Genomic DNA, 24,092 nt, shown 5'->3' on the forward strand with positions numbered 1-24,092 from the left:
TCAAACCCTACCTATAAAATACTCCCTAATCCATCAATTTCTTACGACGATACAACCCACAATTCCCAGAAAATAACGCCGCCAACAAACAAGTAATAATGGCATAAGTGGCAACATTCATTCCAAATAGCTCAACAGCTAAAATAATAGATGTTAGCGGTGCTTTACTTGCTCCAGAAAACAGGCTCACTAAACCTAAGCCTGCAAGCAATGAAATTGGTAGGTCTAAAATCGCCCCTAAAGCATTCCCTAACGTCGCACCTACATAAAACAACGGCGTAATTTCACCACCTTTAAAGCCAGATCCTAAAGTGATGGCTGTAAAAATAGTCTTGTTAAAAAAGTCGTAAAACTCAATCGGTACATAAAAAGATGAAATGATTTTATCTGTACCCAAACCGTTGTATTGCTGATGCGCGGTGAACAAAGTAAGTAGCATAATGACGATACCGCCCACCATCGTTCTTAAAGGCAAATAACGAACATATTTATAAAAGACGTCACTCGCAAAATGGATGGCTGCGATAAAGAAACGTGCGACTAAACCAAAGATCAGACCTGCCACAATTAAGTTCATGAGCGTGCCAAAATGAATGGCTGGAAACTCACTAATCACATAAAAAATATGCGGATGAACAATATCAAATAGCTCAGGGATGGCCGATGCAATCAGCGCCGATACAAAACATGGAAAAATAGCTGAGTATCTTAAATTACCTAATGCAGTAATTTCTAACCCATAGATTGCACCCGCCAGAGGCAAACCAAACACCCCTGCAAAGCCTGCACCAATACTGGCGATTAAACAGATTTTTCGGTTATCTTCCGAGACTTTTAATATATGACTCAAATGATCAATTAAGGCACCCGAAAGCTGAACCGCAGGCGCTTCACGTCCTGCCGAACCACCAAATAACTGCGTTAAAATTGAAGTAATAAAAATGATGGGGCTCATTCGTTTTGGAATAAACGACTTAGGCTGGTGAATTTCATCTATGAGTAAATGGGTTCCCCGTTCAATCGGTGATCCATATTTTTTAATAAGATAACCAATGCCAAAACCTACAAAAGGCAAAAAGTAGATGAGCCAGTGATGCAAACTTCGGACTTTGTTTGAAATATCAAAAGCCACAAAAATTAAAGTCGAGGCCAACCCCGCGACGACTCCAATCACAATCGAGATGACGAGCCAATAGACACTGTATTTTAGAATTTGATCATATTCAGATGAAGGTAGAATTTTCATTCGCTTTCTTCAATTCGCCTTTAAGTGAGTGCCAAATTCTCAAATTATTTTTATGCTGCCAGCTCATTAAGTGAGAAATGCTTAAACTGGGCTAAAAATTAAAGCCCGCATAAGCGAGCTTTCAATACAGTGATTAATTTTCACATCACTAAACTGTGATAAATATCTCACAATTAGGGCTGATTTTCAAGCTGAAAATGGTTAACGAGTACTGTGAAAAATAACGAACTGAGTGAATAAATAAGCATTGGATTTGACCCAATTAAACTAATGCTTAAGTGAGCCAAATCATTTATTGAAAACTTAATTAATACTCGCAATCACAGTTTCTGCATGACAGGTCACGCCCTTCTCTGCGCCAATTTGAATAACACCACTGCGATGTGCCAGTACCTGTACTTCCATTTTCATGGCCTCCATAATGGCAACCACTTGGCCTTCGGTGACTTGCTCACCATTTTCAACTTTCCAAGCGCTAATCACACCATTAATTGGAGCAAGTAAATGCTCGGCACTGACTTCTGGCTCGGCTGTTTGTGCTTGAACGGCGGTTGTTGGACCTTGTGCAAACATGCCTGCTGGTAAACCTAGACGGTGTAACTTACCATCAATTTCAATGTAGCTAAGCAGCATTGGCTGTTGATGGTTTGGAATGCCACGTTTGGTTGGCTTTAATTCTTGTTTAAAGTCATTTTCAATCCAGCGCGTATGTACATTAAATTCCTCGGTAAAGTCAGGTTCATTAAGTACCGCACGGTGAAAGTCTAAAACCGAAGCTACACCTTCAATTTTAAATTGTTTTAAAGCACGTTTAGCGCGGGCAATTGCAACTTCACGTGTTGGGCCAGTCACAATCAGTTTTGCCATGAGTGAGTCAAAGTGGCTAGACACTAATGAACCTGTTCGAACACCTGTATCAACCCGTACACCATGACCAAACGGCGCTTCAAATAAACTCAACACACCAAAGGCCGGAATAAAACCACGTGCTGGGTCTTCGGCATTAATACGAAACTCGATGGCATGACCTTGTGCTTTTGGGGTTTCTTTAATAGAAAGCTCACGGCCCTGTGCAACACGAATTTGCTCAACCACCAAATCAACTTTTGAGGTTTCTTCGGTCACTGGATGCTCAACTTGCAAACGGGTATTTACTTCTAAGAATGAAAGCTTGCCATCACGACTCAGTAAATATTCAACTGTTCCCGCACCCACATAGTTTGCAGCCTGACAAATGTTTTTTGCCGAGGTTAAAATTTGCTGGTAAATCTCCTCGCTAATAAATGGTGCTGGTGCTTCTTCAACTAACTTTTGGTTACGGCGTTGCAATGAACAATCACGTGTGCCGAGCACCACAATGTTGCCATGTTGGTCAGCAATCACTTGTGCTTCTACATGGCGCGGTTTATCGAGATATTGCTCGACAAAACATTCACCACGACCAAAAGCAGCTTTTGCCTCTCGTACTGCCGATTCATAAAGCTCTTTCACTTCTTCGAGTTTCCACGCGACTTTTAAGCCACGGCCACCACCACCAAACGCAGCTTTAATGGCAATTGGTAGACCATATTGTTTGGCAAACTCTAAAGCTTCATCTGCATTATTAAGTGGGTCTTGCGTACCCTGAACCAAGGGCGCACCGACTGAAGCAGCAATTTTACGTGCTTCGATTTTATCGCCCAGCTTTTCAATGGCACTTGGTGATGGCCCGACCCATTTTAAGCCCGCATCAATCACGGCTTGGGCAAATTCAGCACGTTCGGATAAAAAGCCATAACCCGGATGGACCATGGTTACTTTCGATTTCTTTGCAATTTCGATAATGGCAGGAATATTTAGGTAAGTCTCGCTAGCAGTAGCACCCGCCAAGCCCCATGCTTCATCGGCAAGTTCGACATGCATGCTACCAATATCGTCATCTGCATATAACGCGACTGATGAAATTCCCATATCACGGCAAGCATGGATAATACGAACGGCAATTTCACCACGGTTAGCAATCAATAATTTTTCTGTATTCATCTTTCATTCTCAAAATCTGTAAATTCGGCAATTTTTTTAAATTTGATGCGGCAACCTGCCGGAATCTGTGCCACCAAATCCCAATGGTGTTTAGCAACAGCGGCAATGACCGGATATCCGCCCGTTAAAGGGTGATCATTCATAAACAAAACGGGTTGGCCACTCGGTGGAATCTGCAAAGCACCAATACATGTGCCTTCACTTTCCAACTCGTAGGTAATTTTGCGAGTTAAAGGCTGTGCACCTGAAAGTCTTAGCCCAACTCGGTTGCTTTCATTGGTCACCAGCCACTCTTGCTGACACAGTAGTTCAATACTGTCTTGTTCAAACCAGTCTGTACGCGGCCCCATTACAATATCTAGCTCAACGACTTCACCAGCTTGTGGCAAGTCGCATTTACCCACTTCATTTACGCTAATGTTGGTTGCCTTTACTTGCCCTTGATAAATGGTATCTCCAAGCTTTAAAGGTTCTGGTCCTAACACTGCCAAGCTGTCAAACGAAGCACTATTGAGTACTGGTTGAACGTCTATACCACCGCGAACTGCCAGATAATTTCTTAAACCTGCTGTTGGTGGCTGAATTTGAAACTCATCGCCTTCGTCTAAATCAATCGGTTGATAACTTGCAAAATCTGCAGTTTGACCGTCAGCAAATTTCACACGAATGTTTGAGATCGCACCCGCCACCGCAATAACACCTGCATGCTGCATTTTGGCTTTTAGGCCGCCATTTAAAACTTCAATGACGGGTGTATCGGTTGGGTTACCTACAATACGGTTAGCACTATGCATGGCAGATAAATCCATTGCACCTGCAACCCCAACACCAATATTGGTCTGGTTTAAGCGCCCTTCATCTTGAATGAGCATCTGTAAACTTGGTGCAGTAATCTTAAACAGTGGCAGAGATTGTTTCGGCTCAGCTGTACGGATAATTTGCTGTGGTATATTTACGGTTGTCGGGCTATGCGTCACATCTTCAAAATGTACGGTCATGCCCGGTAACAGCAATGCAGGATTTTTACGCTCTAAATCCCACATTTTTTCCGATGTGGTTCCAATTAACTGCCAACCACCTGGACTGTCTTTTGGATAAATACCAGAGTATTTTCCAGCCAAGCCCAAAGAACCTGACTGTATTTTTTTACGCGGAACCGTTAAGCGTGGAATATCGGTAAAAGGCTTATCGGGACTGCTCATATAAGCAAAGCCCGGCGCAAACCCAATAAAAGCAACATTCCACACACTTTGGTGATGTTTTCTAATCACATCTGCAACAGTCAGCCCTTGTAACTCGGCAACTTGAACAAGGTCTTCGCCGTTATAGCAAATCGGTACAATCACTTCTTGGCCGCTACGCTCAAATCCAGAATCAACTTTGAGACTCTGAATTGAAGCAACCAGCGTTTTAAAGTTGGTTTCGATCTCATTAAAGAAAACCAAAATTGTTTTTGCAGCGGGGACTAAGTCTTTAATTCCATTCAATTGCGTATTTTGCAATTTATTGTACAACGCTAAAGTTTCCTCTAAGCTCGCAAGCTCAATTAGAAAACAATCGGCGTTTACCGATAAAAAACGCATTTGCTTATCCTTTTAATTCTTCTTTAGTCCAATTAGCCAATCCAAGCACGGTCAGGAATGTCGGTAATAAACATGTAACCCGGTGCATGACTAATTGCAAAAGGAATTTTCGAGTTCATGACCGCCGCTTGCGGCGTTACTCCACACGCCCAAAACACTGGAATTTCACCCGCTTCAATACGAGAAGCATCGCCAAAGTCTGGCTTATTTACATCCTTAATGCCTAAGCTTTCAGGGTGACCAATATGTACAGGCGCGCCATGTACACTCGGCATACGTGCTGTAATTTTTACCGCTTCACTAATTTGATGCGATGGAATTGGTCGCATTGAAACCACCATATTTCCTGAAATACGGCCTGCTGGTTCGCACTTTATATTGCTCAAATACATCGGCACATTGGTGTCGTCATGAATATGACGAACTTCAATACCCGCTTCTTGCAAAGCTGTTTCAAATGAAAAACTGCAACCAATTAAGAAAGTCACCAAATCAGGATGAGCGTTATAAATCTCTCTTGCATCGGTCACTTCATCGACCATTTCGCCATCTTTCCAAATGCGATAACGCGGAAAGTCAGTGCGGATGTCTGAGTCTGCGGCAAGCTTAGTTGCATAGATGCCTTCTTCGAGCACATCAAGCACTGGGCAACTTTGAGGGTTACGGTGTGCATAGAGCAAAAAGTCATATGCCCACTCTTTTGGCACCGAGATCATGTTGACCTGCGTCATACCTGCAGCCATCCCTGCTGTCGGTTTATCAAAACCTGCACGGATTTTTAAACGTGCATGTAATGCGGCTTCAAGCTGAGCTGGGTCGACTTTAATATCCTTATACATGGCGCTCTTCCTTATGCTTTATTTACAAATGGGCGAATTACAATATTATTTTTTACAAGCTCGGCTTTAATGGCTGCCGACATCTCTAGCGCACCGTCGGTATCGCCATGTAGGCAAATGGTGTCGGCTTGAATTGGGGTAAATACACCATCAATTGACTCAACTCCACCATTTTTAAGCATAGACACCACACGGCTCGCAACAAATGCCGAGTCGTGTAAAACCGCACCTTCTAGACGGCGGGAAACCAATGAGCCATCGCTGTTATATGCACGGTCTGCAAATGCTTCAGACACAACTTTTAAACCCGCAGCTCGTGCCTGTTCGACTAAGTTAGAACCTGCCAAAGCCACTAAAACCAATTCGGGGTTATACATTTTAATAGCATCAATCACGGCTGCTGCCTGAGCTTGGTCATGTGCAATGGTGTTGTAGAGCGCGCCATGTGGTTTAACGTATTGCACTTTTGAGCCTGCTACTTTCGCCAAACCATCGAGTGCAGAAATTTGGTAAAGCACATCGGCAATCAATTCGTCACGTGACAAATCCATATTACGGCGGCCAAAGCCTACAAGGTCTGGATAAGACACGTGAGCACCAATGGTCACACCAAGCTCAACGGCTTTACGAACCGTTTTTAAAATGCCGAGCGGGTCGCCTGCATGAAAGCCACAAGCAATATTGGCACTGGTCACGACAGGTAAAATCTGGTCATCATTACCCATTTTCCATGAGCCAAAGCTTTCACCCAAATCACTATTTAAATCTACAAACATGGCATTATTCCTTTATTACTTAACAACGTCTGGCTTAAAGCTTGGTCAAATAGTTAAACACAGTCGTAAACGACATGTAGCCCATCCACCACGTTAACAGACATGTTAATCCACCCAAAATAAGCAACCATTTTGGATAGTTATAATTACCCATTAAATCTTTACGGCACGCGGCAACATACACAAAAATTGTAAGGCCAATTGGCAACACCAATCCGTTAAAACCACCTACGAAAATGAGTAGGCCTGCCGGAGTTGCACCCAATAACACATAGAGCAATAAAGCCAATGCAATAAAGGTAATGGTCGTATAGTTGGTTTGTTTTGGGGTTAAGTTCTTTTTAAATGCAGTAAAGAATGACACTGAAGTATATGCTGCGCCAATGGTGCTACTAATGCCGGCTGCCCAGAAAATTAAGCCGAATAATTTAAAACCGAATGTACCCGCTGCATATTGGAATGCTTGAGCTGCCGGATTGGCGTCATGGCTGGCTAAATCAATGGTTGCCCCGCTCACCACCACACCTAAAAAAGCCAAGAACAACACATAGCGCATGATGCCGACTACAACAATGCCCTTTGTCGCAGCTTTAGCAACTTCATCAATATTTTCTGGGCCAACAGCGCCTTTATCGAGTAAACGGTGTGCACCTGCATAGCAGATATAGCCACCAACCGTACCGCCGACAATGGTGGTAATAATGGCAAAGTCGATCTGATCTGGAGCAAAGGTTTGATGTACAGCTTGCCCAACAGGAGGCATTACTATAACGGCCACAATAATAATCAGGAGGATTTTAAGCAATCCCAACACGATCATGCTTTTATCCATGGCAAGCGTTGCTTTTCTAGAGGCAAAAATCAAAATGGCTAACGCACCACTTAAAATACCGCCCCACTTTGTGTCTAGGCCAAAAAGCGCATTTAAACCCAAAGCTGCACCGGCAATATTACCGACACTAAAGAAAAACCCGCCCAAAATCACCAAAAATGCTAGTAAATAACCACTACCCGGCAATGCTTTATTGGCAATATCAGATGCACGCATTTGAGTGAGTGTGACCACTCGCCAAATATTTTGTTGAACCACATAATCAATCAGAATGGAAACTAAAATGGCAAAGCCAAATGCCGCGCCTAATTTGACTGTAAATACAGCAGTTTGGGTTAAAAATCCGGGCCCCATTGCAGAGGTCGCCATCATAAAGATCGAGGCCACAATGGCCCATTGGCGATCTGATAAAAAAGAAGATTTCAGTAAAGACATATTAATGCGTTCCTCATCCATTTGAGCTTAACAACGCTATTTTCAAGTTGAACCAAGAACACCATTTTTTGTCCCAAACGATATTCTTTAATCCTTTAAAATGACAAAGATTCCCTGCTCCCCAATCAACACAATCGGTGATCAAATCTTGTGTCTAAAATAAAAACATAGCTAATCCCTACGGACAATAAGACTTTTTACATTAAGGTAAAAATTTAAATGATTGATTTTAAATGATTTATTAGGTGTTAGAAAATCAAGATAAGCTCTACTTATTGAAGTTAATAAGCTGCCTTTATTGTTTTACATACAAAACAGCTTATTTTTTTATTTGCTCATTGAGTCTTTTCATAGCGCATTCAGAAACCTTAACCGCAACTTCGGTTAATTTCTCTTTTAAGGCAACATCGTTCCCTTGAATGTAGATCGAGGTGAAATGAAAGGTCTTTAACTGAATAGGCGTATTTAATATTTCTAGTCGGCCATCAGTTATTTCTTTTAACGCCGTTAAGGTCGGCACCACAGCAATACCTAAACCCTGTTCGGCTAAACGCAACAACGTTGCCAATGAATAACTGGTAATTGAAAGTGGTTCATCAATCCCTTGCTCTTTCATTCTTGCTTTTAATTCTTTATAGGGATAGGTAATTTTTGGATAAGTTAAAATGGTATGTGACATGAGAGTTTTAAAAGACATTTGAGCAACTCCGCCTTTAAATGACGGTGATGCCAAGAAGCTTAGTTCAAAATCACACAAAGTCTGTTCAATACATTCAAAAGCTAAAGTTGGCCCAAGCAAAAAAGCCATGTCTAAGTCGCCTGTCCGAACGCCTTCTTGTAAGTTAGGCGTAAGATCTACCACAATTTCTACTGAAATTTTTGGGAACTCTTGTTGAACCTTTTCGATATATTCAACCAACCATGTATAAACAATAGTTTCGGAAACTCCCAAACGAATAGTACCCGTTAGGTGCTGGTTTTCTGTCAGTTCTGCGACCAGATCGGTCTCTAGTCGCATAAATTTTTCGGCATACTTAAATAAAGTTAAGCCTTTATGAGTCGGCTTAAACTGCCGATAGTTTCGATCTAAAACTTTAAAACCTAATTCATTTTCAAGAGCTGTGATTTTTTGAGATACCGCAGGCTGTGTGGTTTGTAATTTAGTCGCCGCTTTATTGAAGCTATTTAAAGTCACCACCCAATAAAATGCTTCAAGATTCTTTAAATTCACGTGTCATCCTGTCTTAAAAAACTCCTTTACTTTTATAGTATGGGAGTTGTTAGCGTGATTACGCTACCCATTTCTGCATTTTTATTTGAGTTTGGCCTATTTCACTCTCACAAAAATAATATCTAGATCTTTTTTAGGTACAAACTTGGTTTTGATCATTTGAAATTGAGTTGGACTAATTTTTTTAACTGGCCCATCCCAACAAAATGACACTAGTTCATCTTTATCTCGCTCAATGGTGAGCTTAAAGTTCTCAATCGGCTTTGCCCAATTTGCACCCGTCGTCAAAATATAGCCCAGGGCACTAAACGGCGAATTTTCTGCGCTGGCTTTTTTTAAGCCTAGCTTAAATTGTTTATCCATACAAAATTGCTGGTTATATTCATCTGGATAAAGAGCAACAGAACCACCGACCAACGGTTTATATACATGGTGAATTTTAGTCAAACTATTGGCTTTAAAAGTCTGCTTCCAACTATAAATCACTTGAGATGACCAAGGAATTACATCATCTTTTTTAAAATTGGCTAAAATTTTCTGTATCTGTGGTTTATTACATTCTTTTAGCTTGTCTACATAATATTCATAATCATAGTTAGTGCGAGTCCATGGGTTTAACATCTCTTTTTCACTGAAACCGCATTGCTTAAACTCTTCTGTCGTATCAATCACAGGTGATTTTTCATCTTTTTGAATAAACGTTCTGACATGCATCTCGGGTTTTATATTTTTACCATCTACCACAATCTTAAAACTTTTTAAAAGCTGTTCGGTATGGGCAAAATCAGATTCAAAAAAGTTATCAATACGCGGTAGCGGAAATAAGATCGTTTCTGTTACATCCTTATTGCTTAAATTTTTATAGACGTAATCGACCTTAACCAGTTTTTTACTGATAAAGAGATCTTCGCTGTGCATGGCAATCTGCGAATTTTTGAGATATTGAATCCCACCTGTACCTACGTAACCCGTAGAATCATTGGCTAAACCATAGGTCGATAACTGAACCAAAACAGCAAAGGTTATTGCAAACTTTTTCATTCTAAGTGCTCTATGTCATTTTCTAATTATGAAATGTTGATCTGCAATAAAGCATAACTGTTTAAGCGTAGAAGCTGTTAGTCTTTTAGTGATGACTCATATATCTCTATAAACTCTAATTTTTTAGTGAAAACTTAATTTCTGCCTCGTCATCTTTTTAGGCACACTAATTTTCCCAATAAAGTTGGTTAGCCATAAAATGCATTCGTCACGGTATTCAAAATGAGGAATTAAACTGAGGTCAATTTTTATATCTCTATCGGCTACAGGCAAACTCAGACAATATTCAAAGTCGATCGAATTATATTTTAACTTCAGATCTTTTTCTTCGGCCTGTTTTTTTATTTCCGCCATAATGCGGTTGAGATTAACAATCAAATTATTTGAAACTTGATTATTCTCATAGACACGTTCATAGACATTCTCAGCAACGTCTATATATTTTATAAGCTCTGCGTTTTCATTCATTTCGTTCATGCTCTCTTTTTTTAAAGATTATGAACAGCTAAATGTTTCATTGCGTTACATGGAACGTTGCTTATGTGAAAAATGTATATTTTTCTTTACCAAAAGATATAAGCAAACCTTTGTTATTTATACAAAATAAGTAAATGTTTGAATATTTATATACATTTAAAAATTACTTAATTATGGCTTTAGCTAAAATAATAAATTGTGTGATAACTCTTCTTAGGCAAAAAAAACCGCCCCAGAAGGCGGTCGCTGAGTTAAAACCAGCAGGTATATAGAAGCAAGGTGGACATTTGCTTCTATATTCTTTTATGAAGGAGTTTTATTGGTTTTAATAAAATCCTCAGATTTAAAATAATTGATAATCATGTCTGCATGCTCTTCTTTTTGAGGAGTAACAGTCATAGCAAATGATGCATCTTTCGACATTTTAAAACCTGGTGGTAAAAAGTGTGAAATTGGCGGTAATTTAGGTTTTCCACCTTCTGTGATTCGCTCAATAAAACCAGCTAACCAAAGAAGATATTCACCTTCATTTGCGAACTTTGGCATAACACTCAGATCAATTTTAACTTTGCACTCACTTAACGGTTTGGTTAAGTTTTCTTCAAAGTCTATATAGTTGAACTTGAGCTTAAACTCAGTTCCCTTTATGGCTTTTCGAATCTGACTAATTAAACAGTTAAGGTTCTGAGTAATGTCATCAGTGAATAAGCCATCTTTTTTAATATTTTTATAAACCTTTTCGGCTACAGCTAAATACTTTGGCATTAACCTCTCTCCGTACTATTGTTATAAAGTGCTGATCTATGAATGTTTTATGAGTTTGATTATGCTTAAAGATGTGTAAGTAAAGGTAATCTTATTAGATTTGATTGTAAGTAATTGGATCTTTATGTAAATTGCACCAAAAAAACACCGAAAAAAAATATGGTTTTGATAACTCATCCACAAAATAAAAGCTTGAATAGAGATACTTTGAAATATTTTCTTTCATATTGATTTTTACCATTTGGTAAAATTAATATGTTTTCATCTGCTTATCGCGTCGAACTAAACCAAGCACCGCTCTACGCACTCTTATTTCCTCTTCGGAAAAAGGGAGATGGACTGTAAGTTCGTAAATTGAGAGAGAGTTATTTTCTATCAAGAAGCAGTCTTGCTCTGTTGTCCAATGAGAAGTGGTCGTTGGAGTTTGTTTAAGATAACGTTTCATATTTCCTAGCAGATCTGTTTGCACATACAAAAAGCCTGCCTTTGGGGCAAGCTTAGTTTAAATTTTGTGATGATCATTATTATAGCAGTCTGTAGATAATATGGTCAGTTAATATTGTAGCTACCCTAACTAAATATTATAAAAAAAGCCCACACACTGTGGGCTTCCTCTAGGTTATTTAGCGGCATTTACCCCAACAATAAACTGACTACAATGAGAACCTTCAGATGCATTACCTAATTGCTTTTCAGAGAATTTAAATTTAGCGGCAACTGACTCATAATCTTTTTTAAGGCTTTGGCCTGTAAGCTCACCGAGCTGTTTGACTTGCTCTGGTTTCAAGATTTCATGTTCAACTGCTTGATTTACCATGACACAAGCTGTGGTCATTGCGTCATAACGTGCAGCAGTTTTAGAGTAACCTAGAACGCCTATTACGCCACCAACAATTAAACCAACAATTACCGCTAAAGTTACATGCATTTTATTCATTTTTTAAATACCTAAAAAACTAACTAAACTAAAAAGGAACACTTCAAAAGATTGTGCTCAAGTCTAATTAGGATAGTGGCATTTACAGGTTTTAAAAAGTTAGATTCTGTCACATTTATTGATAGGTTAAGTGAATTGTGTTTTATCAATTCAAAAGAAAAATATCAGACCCTCCTAGTTCACTTTTGTTTTTCGCTTGGCACTTCTAAAGGAATAGCCACCTTACCTGTACCTAACCCGCGAAAAAAATAATTAATAATATATAAGAATAACAGGCCAAAATAAAAAATCGGAAAAGTACTAAAGGCGGTACTTATGATTTCCCAAAACATAACCCCCACTCTATAGTTATAACAAAATGATATGAGTCCACCTCTACGTCTAGGCCTTTGCTGAGTAATATCATCCTCAATGAAATGAATAATTCCCATGACAAAACACCCAGCAAATGTACTTGAGACTAAAGTCTTTTTAATTAGAGGCTTTTCTAGCCAGGGGTATTTTTTTGAAGATTCAAATTCGGCTTTGAAAAAGAATTTATAAATTTCTTCTTGATAAGCTTTATTAATCCCATATTTTTTAATAAAAAAATAGCAGATCACACAACCAACAAAGAACATGACTATGGTTATATAAAGGCTATAAAGAATCGTAAAAAACGGTAATGGGCCTTTTGTACCAATAGTCACATGCATATTTTGTGTGATGTATTGATATACCTCGTACTGCCATTCGTTTTTAGGATAAGCAGGAAATACAAATAAAGGAATAATAAAAAGAATAGAACATAGGGCTATATTTCCTCTGTTTTCTTTACTTTTCCGTGCAAGCGTAGAAAGAAAATTTTTAGAAGCCATATCTATATCTTACAATTTGGAACCATGTGTTTAGCTTTATAAAAATCATTAAAAGCTTTTATAGTATTCATGAAAAGTTATTCATTTTACTTAATAACTTGCGAGCGAACTTTACTTTATGTTTTATAGAAAATCAAAATAAATAAATTTCCTTTTTTATCATACCTATATTGTTACTCTATTTGTGTTATGACAAGATCAATATAAGTTAGCTAATTTAAAAAAAGAAAATGAAAATACTTTTTAACTTAATACTATTACCACTTTTATTAATTGGATGTGTAACTGTATCCCCTATTAATTCTGTACCAATGCACCCTAAAGGCTTAACACCTGAAGAGGCTAGAGCAATATATAATGCTCAGATGAATGTAGATCAGTCAGATTATCCTTATAGTATATCTAACAGGTCAGAAGCTGAGTCGAGAACTAAACCAGTTCTTTATCCTAAACAAAAATCACCTAGATCTACTCCAGCTCCGAGTTCAAAAAGAACTAATACTGATTCGATCCCACTTAAATGTGGGTCATATCCTCGTACTTGTGGTCAAATGAAAAGTTGTTCTCAAGCACGTCAAGCACTGCAATGTGGAATGCATAGCTTAGATCGAGACAATGACGGTATTCCTTGCGAAAAGATCTGCGGCTAAAAGTTATTTTCAAAAAGTATAGAATTTTAAAAACCTGTTAAGTCCAGTTTTTTTTAATTAGCTTCCTCAGATTAAGAATATGAGCTTATTATTAGAAATGAATTACTTAAAACAATTCATTTCTAAAACTAGATGATCAACTCTCCAAAGGATACTGTTTATACTAATTTCTCTCTCACCTAAACCCCAACAAAAAATACTCAAGCAACCGCTCTCTTTCATCTGGTTTGTTTGGATCTAAAAGCTGAACCATTGCCCCGTCAATCACAAACAAGAACATGTGTGCATCTTGTTTTGAAGCGTTTTCATTAGTCGTTAAAAGCAAATTATAGATTTCATTAATGAACCAATTCCGATAATCAATTACGAGTTGATATGCTTTGGGATAAGTTTTCGAAATTTCAAAAATAGCTTTGAATGGCAAATGATAAAGACCATCTAAGTCGGCATGTAAAAAGTAAATTTTGCGAAGTTTTTCAACTATAGTTAATTCTTTTTGGACGTAGATAATCGAAATGACTTCATGTTTAAGGCCATCTTTTTGAAAAGTTAGGCTCATTTCAATAAGACGCTTTTTTGAGTGAAAATAATTATAAAAAGTCGCTTTGGGAATTTTTGCCGAATCAATAATTCGGTCGACTCCGACATTATGAAAGCCGTATTTATTAAAAAAATAGCGGGAAGTGTGCAGTACGCTTAAAGCTCGAAATGGAAGATCTGAATGTGACATAGTTTTACCGTTATAAAAAATTATTGTTGTATATAAATGAGATATAAAAACCGCTGCCGTTTTTGGGAGAAAAAAAGGCATAGCAAAGCCCATAAAGACTGTGCTTGGCACATCTCAAGTTTTATTGTTGATTAAGTTTTTAGGCGCAGTGAATTAAAGTCTGAAAAGCCGAATAGCCATCAAACTGCTCTAAAAGTTTAAGTTGTGTCGTTATAGCTTTTGGCAAAGGCTGCCAAGAAATAATGAATGTGCAAAGCCAACTCCTTTTTAATTGGATTTCTGCCAAAGCATTATAAATTATGGTGGCAGAACGAAAGAGGGTTAGCAGACTGGTGAAAGATTTAACCAGCACACCCGAAGGTGTCCCTCTCCCGTCCTACCGCTACAGGAGGAGACGAGGAGTTTACGCATAAGACTATCCCTCAGAAGAAATAATCCTGATGCGATCTTTCATCACGGTCTGCTAAAACCGACTGGCAATGTAGGCCAGCAGGCAAAGGATAAGCTTCACATTTATTGCAGTCAAGCACACAAAATGACATTTGTTTTAAATTAGATCATTAAAAAGTAAGGATAAATAATTAAAATTTATTGTTAAAATTTGGTTTATAAAACGCTTATCATTCAAAGCTCTAACGATGTCTTAAAAGATACAACTTGCAAAAAAACATCTATGGCAATATTTTAGAGTAATAACTCCAAAAAAATCTAAGATTAAAAGTATAAGTATTGGTTCTTATACATAGATTCAAACTGCAAATAGTTAATCCAAATTTTTGCTAGTTTATCAGTTAAAAAATATTTTTAATTTTAGACACTTAAGGTGAATTTGTGTTTTCTGATCTTGGTATTATAAATTTTTGGACTTATTTTCTAGGGGTAATATTAATAATTCTTGCTCCCGGTCCTGAAACAATGTTTGTCATTAAGACAAGTATTAAAAGCGGAGTAAGAAAAGGGTTCGCGGCAATTCTATCCATTGTTCTGAGCGATGTATTATTAGTATTAATGGCTTGGGCCGGTCTTGCGGCCGTTATTAGCTCTACTCCCTTTTTATTTAACACAATAAAATATGCTGGAGCCGCATATCTCTTTTATTTAGGCGCACAAACACTTTATTCTGTTATAAAGCCAAAAGAAAAAAATGAAATAGAAGAAACAGAACTAAAAGGTAATAGTGGGATAATAGGCCAAGGAATGCTGGTAACTCTCCTCAACCCGAAAACACTTCTATTTCATATTTCCTTTTTTTCCCAATTCATCAATATTAGTGCTCCACATATATGGATGGCTTTTATTGTTCTCACCGCCATAATGCTTGCAATTACATTGATTTATCTTAGTTTTTTAGTATTTTGTGGTGCATATTTAATTAGCCGTTTGAAAGGAAATAGAATACTTTCTACTTTGGGAAATATGTTTATTGGTTTTTTCTTCATAGGTTTTGCTGCAAAGCTATTATATTCAAGCTATTGATATAGTTCCCGCCCAATCTTAAAGCACACTTCCCTTAACTCTTTGCCAGACTAACCACACCATATTTTAAATTCTGCAAAAACATTCTAAATAAATGCTTAATTAATTAAGTATTTACAACATATTGTTTAATTGAACCACTCTTTAAAATTGTTTAATTACTCTTTTGGAGTGGCCCAACGTTCTTCTAACTATGGATATGGGTTATCCAAGTTTCACTTATGACACCGTAAACTTAACACTGTTATTTTGATAAATTGGCGTAATATCTTTGCCATTGAGTGTCACTTTTTTATAGGTGCCTTGGACTTTTTTAGCCGATAACACCGTATAAGTTCCCGCCGCTAAATTGTCTTTTGTGACGAGCTGCAATGTTCCATTTAAAGTAAGCGTATTTGCCACCTGAACTGCTGGAAGTGCATTCGATTTAAACGTGATGTTGAATGTGGTTCCTGCAAGCTGAGTTAGATTACCCGCAATGGTAACTGTTTTAGCTGAGTTGGTTTTTAATAGGCTATTTTCACGCATATAAATATCGCCTTGACCAGCACCATGCTCAGACAATATTTCTAAACCACCCTGCTTTAAATCAATACCGCCAGTAAACGAGTTATTTCCTGTCAGTGCTAAAGTTCCTGTGCCTGATTTGGTCAGTTTACCCGCACCCGCAATATCATTACTCCATTGATCATATTGGTTAAAGCCACCTAAACTCGCATCCATGGTCAGATTAACATCGCCATCAAAACTGCCATAACCGGCACCCGCTCTAAACAGGTTTAAGCGACCATAGCCTTCAACGTCATCCATAACTGGATAACCCGAGGCAAGTGCAGTTGATTTCAAAACCACACGACGCTGATCGGCAGTTAAATAAGGAAGTCGAGTTTCCAACAAAACCTCTGCACCTTTAGGCACTGTTGCTATTTTTGTTTTATCGCCAATTTGGTTAAAACCATAGGTCATCCAGTGATTAACCTGCTGTTTTAATTTTTCAAGATCAGCAAAACGGTCATTCGTGTCATAAGGTGTTTTCGCCAAACTATAAAATGATTCAAATGTTGAGCTATTGGTTTCTTTCATGAGCTGTGTTTGAGCTTGTAAATAAGCTTCTTTTCGTTGCTCTACAGTCATAGCATTTAAGTTGGCAACATCTGCGGCAATCGACTGGAGTCGTCCGCCAATCACGTCCATTGCTGAATGCATGCCCGCAATAATACGTGAATCACCAAGGTCCATACCACGAGCAATCAGTTCTTGATAACGCTGAGGTACTAAATACGCCATCGCAATTGCATTTCGGCCAGCTTCGGCGGTGTGGCCACTTGGGAAACCACCATCAGTTGCAGGTGTGCTACTTTTTGCAGGTTCTAAACTAGGCACAACAATGACTTCAGAGCTCCAACGCCACGGACGTGCATATTTATAAAAACGCTTTGCTGACTCTGTCGATGAGTTATTCCCCATCGCTTGAACAAACTCAACCACTTTTCCGAAATTGGCATTGCCATCGGCAGTGGTAAGTCCACTATTATTGCCTTTGTCATCGTATTTTATTTGTGCCGCATCGGCTGGAACTGAATTGATTGTGGTGGTCTGCCCAGTGAGTTTTCTCCACGGATCGGTTAATGCTCCCATCCCTGTCGTTACGCTATAACTTTTTCCACGTCTATCATCTAAATAGGCTCGGATAGCTTCTTCGTCTGTACGTCTATGCGTGGTTTGAATTGAATAATTAATATTGTAGTTCAATACATCTGCATTCTTTTTTGTACCATCGGTACTGTCGCCTGGTAAACCCGTCCAGTTCGATTCGACTACTGCTGGAAAGCCATCTCTTGCTTCGGCAGATTGGCCTGCATCTACAAATAAACTAGATGGCGTCCATACATCTAAAAAGCCGCTCAACACACGTACCCCAGCATTTGTTTCAACCGTGGCATATCGTGCATCACCACGTTGATTGGTCGTCCACGAATCTACAATGGTCGTGATATTTGATGGGACTGGAGCAGTATCTTCAAAGCCTACACCCTTTGGTGCGGCTGGTATTTCTTGATTTGCTGTCGAATTATCATCTGAACTATTGCTGTCATTACAACCCGTAAAAAAGACCGAACAAGAAATAAGAGAAAGTAAAAGTGTATTTATTTTAAAGCTAGACATGATATGACCCGTTTAATAAATATCCGTATCTTTCACTATCAATGTTTAGCCGATATTACATATTTAAAATTAATTTAAATTTTTCTAAATAATATAGAGCCTCTTTTTAATTTCTACATCTACATGCTGAAATAGAGCTTTTGCCTATTTTTTAAAATGTGGCAACTGTTTCATAAAATCATTTAAAGATTTCGGGCATCCCCATAAATAACCTTGAAACTCAGTGCATCCACTGTCTTTAAAAGCATTAAATTGTTCAGTCGTTTCGATGCCTTCTACCAACACTCGGAGGTTCAGATCTAATCCAATTTTAATAATGCCTGTGACTAACTTATTACTACGCTTATCCTCCAAAGCTGCTTGCACAAAGCTACGATCAATCTTAATTTGTTTAATCGGCATCTTCTGTAAATAGCTTAAAGATGAATAACCTGTACCAAAATCATCAAGTGAAAGTTGAATTCCATTTTTTGATAGGAAATGCATTTTTTCGATGAGGCTTACACAATTATTTAAAGCAATATTCTCAGTAATTTCTAAAATGAGCCGAGATGGATTTATGCCGTATTGTAGAACCAAATCAATCAAAGTTTGCTCAAAGGTGGGCTGCATAAAATGATCAGCACTAATATTAATTGAAAGCGTAAGATCTTTAGTCTCGGTTTTTTTACTCCAATCTTGTAAAACTTTACAGCCTTGAGCTAATACCCACTCCCCAATCTCTGGCATTAATCCATAAGTTTCAGCTGCTGGAATAAAGTCTTGTGTTGGAACATGACCCAAAACAGGATGACGCCATCTGAGCAGAGCTTCCGCGCCAATTAGCGTTTCAGATGAATCTATTTGTGGTTGATAGAAAAGCTCAAATTGTTCCTTTGCAAGCGCTAAACGTAAGTCTTGCACCATGGTATTTTCGGTTTGTATCTCTAATTGCATGGTGTAAATTGAAATACAAATCATCAGTGTCGCCACACAAGTCGCAATCCACCCACCGTGGTCACGAATATCTTCAGATAGCGGTATAGCACTCTCAAGATTAAAAGAGCTGCCGCTAAAAAATATAAAACATCCGACCGACAATAGAATTAAAACGATTTGTAAATAGCTTGGATTTCTACGGTAATTTAAATACCCCAATATCGCTCCAGCAGGTAAAAACAATTGGGCCACCTGCGGACGGTCAGTGGTTGCCACATCAAAAAATAAGCAAAAAATGACTGGAAAAACAAGCAGAACGACTTGAGATAAAAGAATACCCGCTGAAATACGATTTATATAAATAAGAAAAAGGCTAAAAATGGAGATCAGCGTAAAAAAGATATCCATATAAACAATTAACCACATTTGTGCAAATGCGAAATATATGGTCCAAAACAAACAAAAAATAATACAAATAAAGATATTGGCTTTTGCTGCGATTGTAAGCTGCTGATCCTTTACGGTGCGGTAATTTTTTCTGCGTTTTTTAAAGTAAGACGAAGCTATCATAAATAAATCAACCGTAAAAATATTACTTCATAAACCCCAATCTTGATCAGTGATATGTCCTGTCAATTTTCACCAATAAAACCTAATGTTTTATTTACTTTTATAGGACTTCTCTTGAGACCATTGTTGTTTTAATTGTGGTGGTACAGCCCGGTTATTTAATTGAATAATTTTGCTTTCAATCACCTTATTATTTTAAAGTATTATTCCCTAACGATACATGCTTCTAGCTAGCTGGCACAAGGCTTGAATATTAAAAGAAATTACCGCAACTCTTTTTCCTAGACCCAAATTGTTTCCTCTTACTGCTCTAAAGTGGAATATTTTAAACAAAGCTCAGTGTATATTATGCGACTCGGCTTCTGGTTTATTTAATTCTCCTATGCAAAACGCGTTTTCTGACAGCAAACAAATTAGAAAAGTTTCTAGCTTCTCTGAACTTGTAAATACACATTTTCAAGGAGAGACAAATGCGATTTGTTGGCACAGAAATTTGGTGGGCGACTTTAAAGAAATTGTGAATAAACTTCAGTTAAAAGAAAATATTACAGAAGTTTCTGTTGAAGACTTGTTAGCCCTACAACTTTCAGAAAAAGGTAATTTGGCCAGAAAAATTATTTTAGAAGATATAGAGCTGTTAACTGAATTTGGCGCATCACCTGTACTTAATTTGCTTAAAAACTATGAGCGCGATGAAGAGCTAGATTTCATTTCAACAGATGTATATTCATTTCATGTTGATCGCTCCCCCATTGAAACCGATACATTCTTATGTACCTATCACGGCGCTGCCAGTGATATTGTGCCCAATGATCAAGTTGAACAAAAAATTTTAATTCCAGAAGTTAGAGAAAAGCTCAAAAAATTACATGATGGTCATGATGCTGATTTTGAAGCTTTTTTGACAGAGTATTTTTTTGATTTGCATTATCAGCCTAAACCCGATGCCCAACCTGTAAATTTAGGCACGGGACATATTTGGCGTTTAGCAGTAGATCATCCAACTCAAAAGGTTTTACCGTGTGTGCATAGAGCACCAGTTGAAAATGATGGTGAATATCGGTTGCTATTGATTTGCTAAATATATTGCCCCTCCATGACTGAAATGACTTGAAGTCATTTTTATCCAAAAAAACTGGCTTATCTAATCTTGCTTAAGACACCCCAACAATGAATAAAATAAATTTGAAGAGTGAATAAAGAAAAAAGAATCAAAAAATATGATTTAAAGTAGTTGACCCTCACGTAACGTAAGCCTCTAGCATAAAACACGCCTAAGGAAGAAGGAGCTAAAAAGATGCTGTTAAAAGTTGGTGAATTGGCTAAGCAAACAGGACTTACTGTCCGTGCTCTTCATCACTATGACGATATCGGTTTGCTCCAGCCTTCGGTCCGTTCCGATGCTGGTTATCGACTATACACCCGTAAAGACATTGCTCGTTTGCATCAGATTCAAGCACTACGAGGACTGGGAATGTCGTTAGCCGAAATCCATACGGTTCTTGAAGACCCCAATCTTGCGCTTTTACCGATTATTGATCAGCAGATTCAAGCTATTGATCAGAGACTGACCGAGCAACAGAAATTGCGAAATCAGCTCAGTAAACTTAAATCTCAGATCATAAATGGTGAAGAGCTTGGTTTGGAGGATTGGCTAAAAACACTGGAGCTTATAGCAATGTATGAGAAATACTTTACAAAAGAAGAGCTTGAAAAACTGACTTTCTTACAAGCAGGTACTAAAAGCCACCAAGAATGGCAAGAGTTAACTCAGGCAGCAAATATACTATTTAATGCTGGTGCACCATCCAACAGCGAAGCAGTTCAAGATCTAGCTCGAAAGTGGATGAAAACTCTTGAGCACAATACGCGAGCTAATCCTGAATGGCTGGTTAAATTAAATACCATAAATTCAGCCGAGCCTGAATTTCAGGAAAAATTGGGAGTAACGCCAGAAGTTGTTGAGTTTTTACTTAAAGCTTTTTCTGAGAGTAAGCTGAGTATTTTTGCCCGTTATTTATCTGATGATGAGTTTGCTTTTCTAAAAGAAAATTACATTCGTGAGATGAAAAAATGGCCTCAATTATTAGTCGATATTGAAAAATTGATTGATGCTGAGGTCCCACCAGATAGTGAAGGAGCAAAGCGTTTGGCACAGCAATGGCTTTCTATGCTACAAGGCTATGCTGGCAAAAATCCAAGTACTCAAGAAAAAATCCGTACAGCAATGCACAATGAACCAAGCCTTGCTGACGGAACTTGGCTCAAACCAATTACCCTACAATTTCTGGAAAAAGCGGTAGCAGCATTAATGCGTGGTGCTTAATTTTATCGAAGCAGCTAGCTACACCATAATTTGGTGTAGCTTTAAACAAATCTCCCTATCTCTGAAATAATGATTTTTTATCCCTTACTTCGAATTATTGATAATCTGCTCTTGAGATTCTGTTTAATCATTCTGTCAATTATCGCAATTGCATAAATAAATTGATCAAAATAATATTCCAACAAATAGATTATAACTTTACATATTGTTTAGCTTATAGATTCAATATTAAGAAGACTGTGAAGTTAAATTTAAAATGAATAATTCAGACCTTTAAAACCATCAAATTTTAATTTGAGAAAATATTGATATGAAAAAATATTTATACTTACTTTTACTCAGCTTTTATTCAATTCATTCATTTGCTTCGGACAAACTACATGGCAGTGTTTGGAAAACAATTGATGACGCAACCAATCAACCAAGAGCACTGGTAAAATTTAGCGAAGATAAAAACGGCAACCTCTCTGCCAATATCGAAAAAATACTTGTTCCAAGTGAAGCCAAAAAATGTACGATGTGTGAAGGCACTTATAAAAATAAATCTTTAATCGGTTTAACCATCGTCAAAAACCTAAAATATGTCGGCCAGAATAAATATGACAAGGGATCTATTCTTGACCCACAGTCAGATAAGACATATCGCTTTAGTGTGACAGTATCACCAAGTGGCGAAAAACTTACCGCTCGTGGATATATTGGTATCTCTGCAATTGGCCGAAATCAAACGTGGTATCGCGTTAAATAAGCTTCCAGAACTTTAAAACTCTTTATTTATAAATCGCATGGTTTTGATGTAATTCATTTATCTCAATGGCCATGCAATTTTCTAAATTAATTTCAACCTCATCTTTTATAGTGTTCAAATTTAGTCTGAGTTCCATTTTTATCCGGCCCTATAAAATTGACACATTGATGATCTGTTACCCTTCTCACACACTTGTTATCACTTATGATTTCACCAATTTTAGGTCTATATACGTGGAGTTTCTCCACAATAAAAGATGCGCTGTAAGAGTTATATAGATTTCTCAAAAATTAAAAATTCATTCTACACTTATGTTTAATGAAAATTTTTTAAATTATAGGTATTAAAAAACCCGCTCCTCAATAAGAGAAACGGGTCACAAAAATAAAAACTTTCAGCGCAGTAATATATAAAATATATATTAAAAGTTTAAACATATAAATTCAATACATGTTTCATATTTTTTTTAAAAAATAATTCCTTCTCACAGAAAACTACACATAATTCAGAGAACCTTTTAAACCTCATCTTTATAGAAATATTCCCGAAGAATACTTTCTATAAATTCCAGCACAGCTTTAAGATCAGATCCATTTGGTACTTCACTCCAAGTAACAAAGTTCTCGACAGTACTACTCAATGATTCCGATTTAAAAGAAATACCTTTTAAATCACTGACCACTGTTATAGTTGGTCCGTTATCACCAAATTCACTCCAACCTTCAATAAGTGGTAATAAAATTTTTTCTATATCAAATGATTTTTCTTTGTTCAAAATAAAGTGATGAGCCACCAAAATTTTTGCAATGTCTATAATTGCTTTATCTGCCATTTATTAACCTTTCATTATTTATATTTAATTTTCATTATTGAAAAAACCGCCCCAAGTGGCGGTAGCTGAATCAAATCAGCAGAATATAGAAGTATCATGAACTGACACTTCTATAATTTATGAAGGCACTTTATTTGATTTAATAAAGTCCTCAGATTTGAAATAACTAATAATCATGTCCGCATGTTCTTCCTTTTGAACAGCCTTCGCGACAGGTATTGAATCATGAGAGAACTTGAAACCCGGCGGTACAAACTGTGAAATAGGAGGTAATTTAGTTTTGCCTCCTTCTGTAATTCGTTCTATAAAACCAGCCAACCAAAGAAGATATTCACCTTCATTTTCAAATCTTGGCATAACGCTTAGATCAAGTTGAACTTTACACTCACTTAATGGCTTGGTTAAAAGTTCATCAAAATCAATATAGTTATATTTGAGCTTAAACTCTGTTCCTTTAATGGCTTTTCTAATTTGGCTGATAAGACAATTAAGGTTCTCGGCAATGTCATTAGTGTATAAGCCATCATTTTTAATCTTCTTATATACTTTCTCTGCTACAGCTAAATACTTTGGCATTACTTATCTCCGTACTATTGTTATAAGGTGCTAAATTATGAATAGTCGTTGTTCTATGA

General features: G+C 37.5%; 23 protein-coding genes. 5 read left to right on the plus strand and 18 right to left on the minus strand.

From position 1 onward, the window contains the following. Positions 1-25: 25 nt before the first annotated feature. The 13 genes from KTI79_RS05600 to KTI79_RS05660 all read right to left on the minus strand — a co-directional run bounded on the left by KTI79_RS05600 (position 26) and on the right by KTI79_RS05660 (position 13,041). Positions 26-1,246, minus strand: coding sequence for a chloride channel protein (locus KTI79_RS05600; RefSeq protein ID WP_032063565.1), 1,221 nt, complete (start codon positions 1,244-1,246; stop codon positions 26-28). A 303-nt stretch (positions 1,247-1,549) separates the two neighbouring features. Then, positions 1,550-3,268, minus strand: a complete 1,719-nt coding sequence (locus tag KTI79_RS05605) for an acetyl/propionyl/methylcrotonyl-CoA carboxylase subunit alpha (RefSeq protein WP_032055889.1) — start codon at positions 3,266-3,268, stop codon at positions 1,550-1,552. Continuing rightward, entirely contained in the window at positions 3,265-4,851 is a 1,587-nt protein-coding gene (locus KTI79_RS05610; protein ID WP_086375755.1) for an urea amidolyase family protein, read from the minus strand. The genes KTI79_RS05605 and KTI79_RS05610 overlap by 4 nt, the downstream gene beginning before the upstream one ends. 32 nt (positions 4,852-4,883) lie before the next feature. Next, positions 4,884-5,690, minus strand: coding sequence for a putative hydro-lyase (locus tag KTI79_RS05615; protein WP_032055892.1), 807 nt, complete (start codon positions 5,688-5,690; stop codon positions 4,884-4,886). An 11-nt stretch (positions 5,691-5,701) separates the two neighbouring features. Next, the gene (locus tag KTI79_RS05620) at positions 5,702-6,466 is read right to left on the minus strand and encodes a LamB/YcsF family protein (protein WP_086375756.1); all 765 of its coding nucleotides are present in this window, start codon (positions 6,464-6,466) and stop codon (positions 5,702-5,704) included. A 34-nt stretch (positions 6,467-6,500) separates the two neighbouring features. Further along, entirely contained in the window at positions 6,501-7,754 is a 1,254-nt protein-coding gene (locus tag KTI79_RS05625) for an NRAMP family divalent metal transporter (RefSeq protein ID WP_014206320.1), read from the minus strand. A gap of 298 nt (positions 7,755-8,052) precedes the next feature. Next, on the minus strand, positions 8,053-8,964 hold the full coding sequence (gene mumR / locus KTI79_RS05630; RefSeq protein WP_016141501.1) for a LysR family transcriptional regulator MumR: 912 nt from the start codon (positions 8,962-8,964) through the stop codon (positions 8,053-8,055). A gap of 96 nt (positions 8,965-9,060) precedes the next feature. Beyond that, the gene (locus KTI79_RS05635; RefSeq protein WP_032055897.1) at positions 9,061-10,005 is read right to left on the minus strand and encodes a DUF4424 family protein; all 945 of its coding nucleotides are present in this window, start codon (positions 10,003-10,005) and stop codon (positions 9,061-9,063) included. A gap of 123 nt (positions 10,006-10,128) precedes the next feature. Further along, positions 10,129-10,473, minus strand: coding sequence for a hypothetical protein (locus KTI79_RS05640; protein WP_032055899.1), 345 nt, complete (start codon positions 10,471-10,473; stop codon positions 10,129-10,131). A 312-nt stretch (positions 10,474-10,785) separates the two neighbouring features. Continuing rightward, complete coding sequence (locus tag KTI79_RS05645) at positions 10,786-11,247, minus strand: hypothetical protein (RefSeq protein WP_032055901.1); 462 nt, start codon at positions 11,245-11,247, stop codon at positions 10,786-10,788. Between the two features lie 250 nt (positions 11,248-11,497). Next, positions 11,498-11,692: a hypothetical protein gene (locus KTI79_RS05650; RefSeq protein WP_079284409.1), complete on the minus strand. Its 195-nt coding sequence runs from the start codon at positions 11,690-11,692 to the stop codon at positions 11,498-11,500. A gap of 174 nt (positions 11,693-11,866) precedes the next feature. Beyond that, on the minus strand, positions 11,867-12,184 hold the full coding sequence (locus KTI79_RS05655; protein ID WP_032055902.1) for a hypothetical protein: 318 nt from the start codon (positions 12,182-12,184) through the stop codon (positions 11,867-11,869). Positions 12,185-12,363: 179 nt separating this feature from the next. Further along, a complete protein-coding gene (locus tag KTI79_RS05660) occupies positions 12,364-13,041 on the minus strand; it encodes a hypothetical protein (RefSeq protein ID WP_032055903.1) in 678 nt (225 codons plus the stop codon). Between the two features lie 365 nt (positions 13,042-13,406). Between KTI79_RS05660 and KTI79_RS19175 the strand changes: the two genes are divergently transcribed. Next, positions 13,407-13,691, plus strand: coding sequence for an excalibur calcium-binding domain-containing protein (locus tag KTI79_RS19175; protein WP_079284412.1), 285 nt, complete (start codon positions 13,407-13,409; stop codon positions 13,689-13,691). Positions 13,692-13,866: 175 nt separating this feature from the next. Here the strand turns inward: KTI79_RS19175 and KTI79_RS05670 are convergent, their stop codons facing one another. Then, positions 13,867-14,421, minus strand: a complete 555-nt coding sequence (locus KTI79_RS05670; protein ID WP_199937160.1) for a TetR/AcrR family transcriptional regulator — start codon at positions 14,419-14,421, stop codon at positions 13,867-13,869. A gap of 831 nt (positions 14,422-15,252) precedes the next feature. On the opposite strand from KTI79_RS05670, the gene leuE reads away from it, so the two are divergent. Beyond that, positions 15,253-15,897 carry a leucine efflux protein LeuE gene (gene leuE / locus KTI79_RS05675; protein ID WP_032055908.1) on the plus strand — a complete coding sequence of 215 codons (645 nt, stop codon included), beginning with the start codon at positions 15,253-15,255 and terminating at the stop codon, positions 15,895-15,897. Between the two features lie 219 nt (positions 15,898-16,116). On the opposite strand, the gene KTI79_RS05680 is transcribed toward leuE, so the two are convergent. Then, positions 16,117-18,063, minus strand: coding sequence for an acid phosphatase (locus KTI79_RS05680; RefSeq protein WP_032055910.1), 1,947 nt, complete (start codon positions 18,061-18,063; stop codon positions 16,117-16,119). A 144-nt stretch (positions 18,064-18,207) separates the two neighbouring features. Beyond that, positions 18,208-19,551, minus strand: a complete 1,344-nt coding sequence (locus KTI79_RS05685; protein WP_050679138.1) for an EAL domain-containing protein — start codon at positions 19,549-19,551, stop codon at positions 18,208-18,210. A gap of 382 nt (positions 19,552-19,933) precedes the next feature. Between KTI79_RS05685 and KTI79_RS05690 the strand changes: the two genes are divergently transcribed. The 3 genes from KTI79_RS05690 to KTI79_RS05700 all read left to right on the plus strand — a co-directional run bounded on the left by KTI79_RS05690 (position 19,934) and on the right by KTI79_RS05700 (position 22,625). After that, positions 19,934-20,632, plus strand: a complete 699-nt coding sequence (locus KTI79_RS05690; RefSeq protein WP_032055913.1) for a DUF1826 domain-containing protein — start codon at positions 19,934-19,936, stop codon at positions 20,630-20,632. A 216-nt stretch (positions 20,633-20,848) separates the two neighbouring features. Then, positions 20,849-21,877, plus strand: coding sequence for a MerR family transcriptional regulator (locus KTI79_RS05695; RefSeq protein WP_032055915.1), 1,029 nt, complete (start codon positions 20,849-20,851; stop codon positions 21,875-21,877). A gap of 310 nt (positions 21,878-22,187) precedes the next feature. Then, entirely contained in the window at positions 22,188-22,625 is a 438-nt protein-coding gene (locus KTI79_RS05700; protein WP_032055917.1) for a DUF2147 domain-containing protein, read from the plus strand. 517 nt (positions 22,626-23,142) lie between these two features. On the opposite strand, the gene KTI79_RS05705 is transcribed toward KTI79_RS05700, so the two are convergent. Next, positions 23,143-23,457, minus strand: a complete 315-nt coding sequence (locus KTI79_RS05705; protein WP_032055919.1) for a hypothetical protein — start codon at positions 23,455-23,457, stop codon at positions 23,143-23,145. Positions 23,458-23,574: 117 nt separating this feature from the next. Beyond that, the gene (locus KTI79_RS05710; RefSeq protein WP_032055920.1) at positions 23,575-24,033 is read right to left on the minus strand and encodes a hypothetical protein; all 459 of its coding nucleotides are present in this window, start codon (positions 24,031-24,033) and stop codon (positions 23,575-23,577) included. Between the last annotated feature and the right edge of the window lie 59 nt (positions 24,034-24,092).

Origin of the sequence: Acinetobacter sp. WU_MDCI_Abxd143, assembly GCF_025514195.1 — a bacterium.
Taxonomy (GTDB): Bacteria; Pseudomonadota; Gammaproteobacteria; order Pseudomonadales; family Moraxellaceae; genus Acinetobacter; species Acinetobacter pittii_H.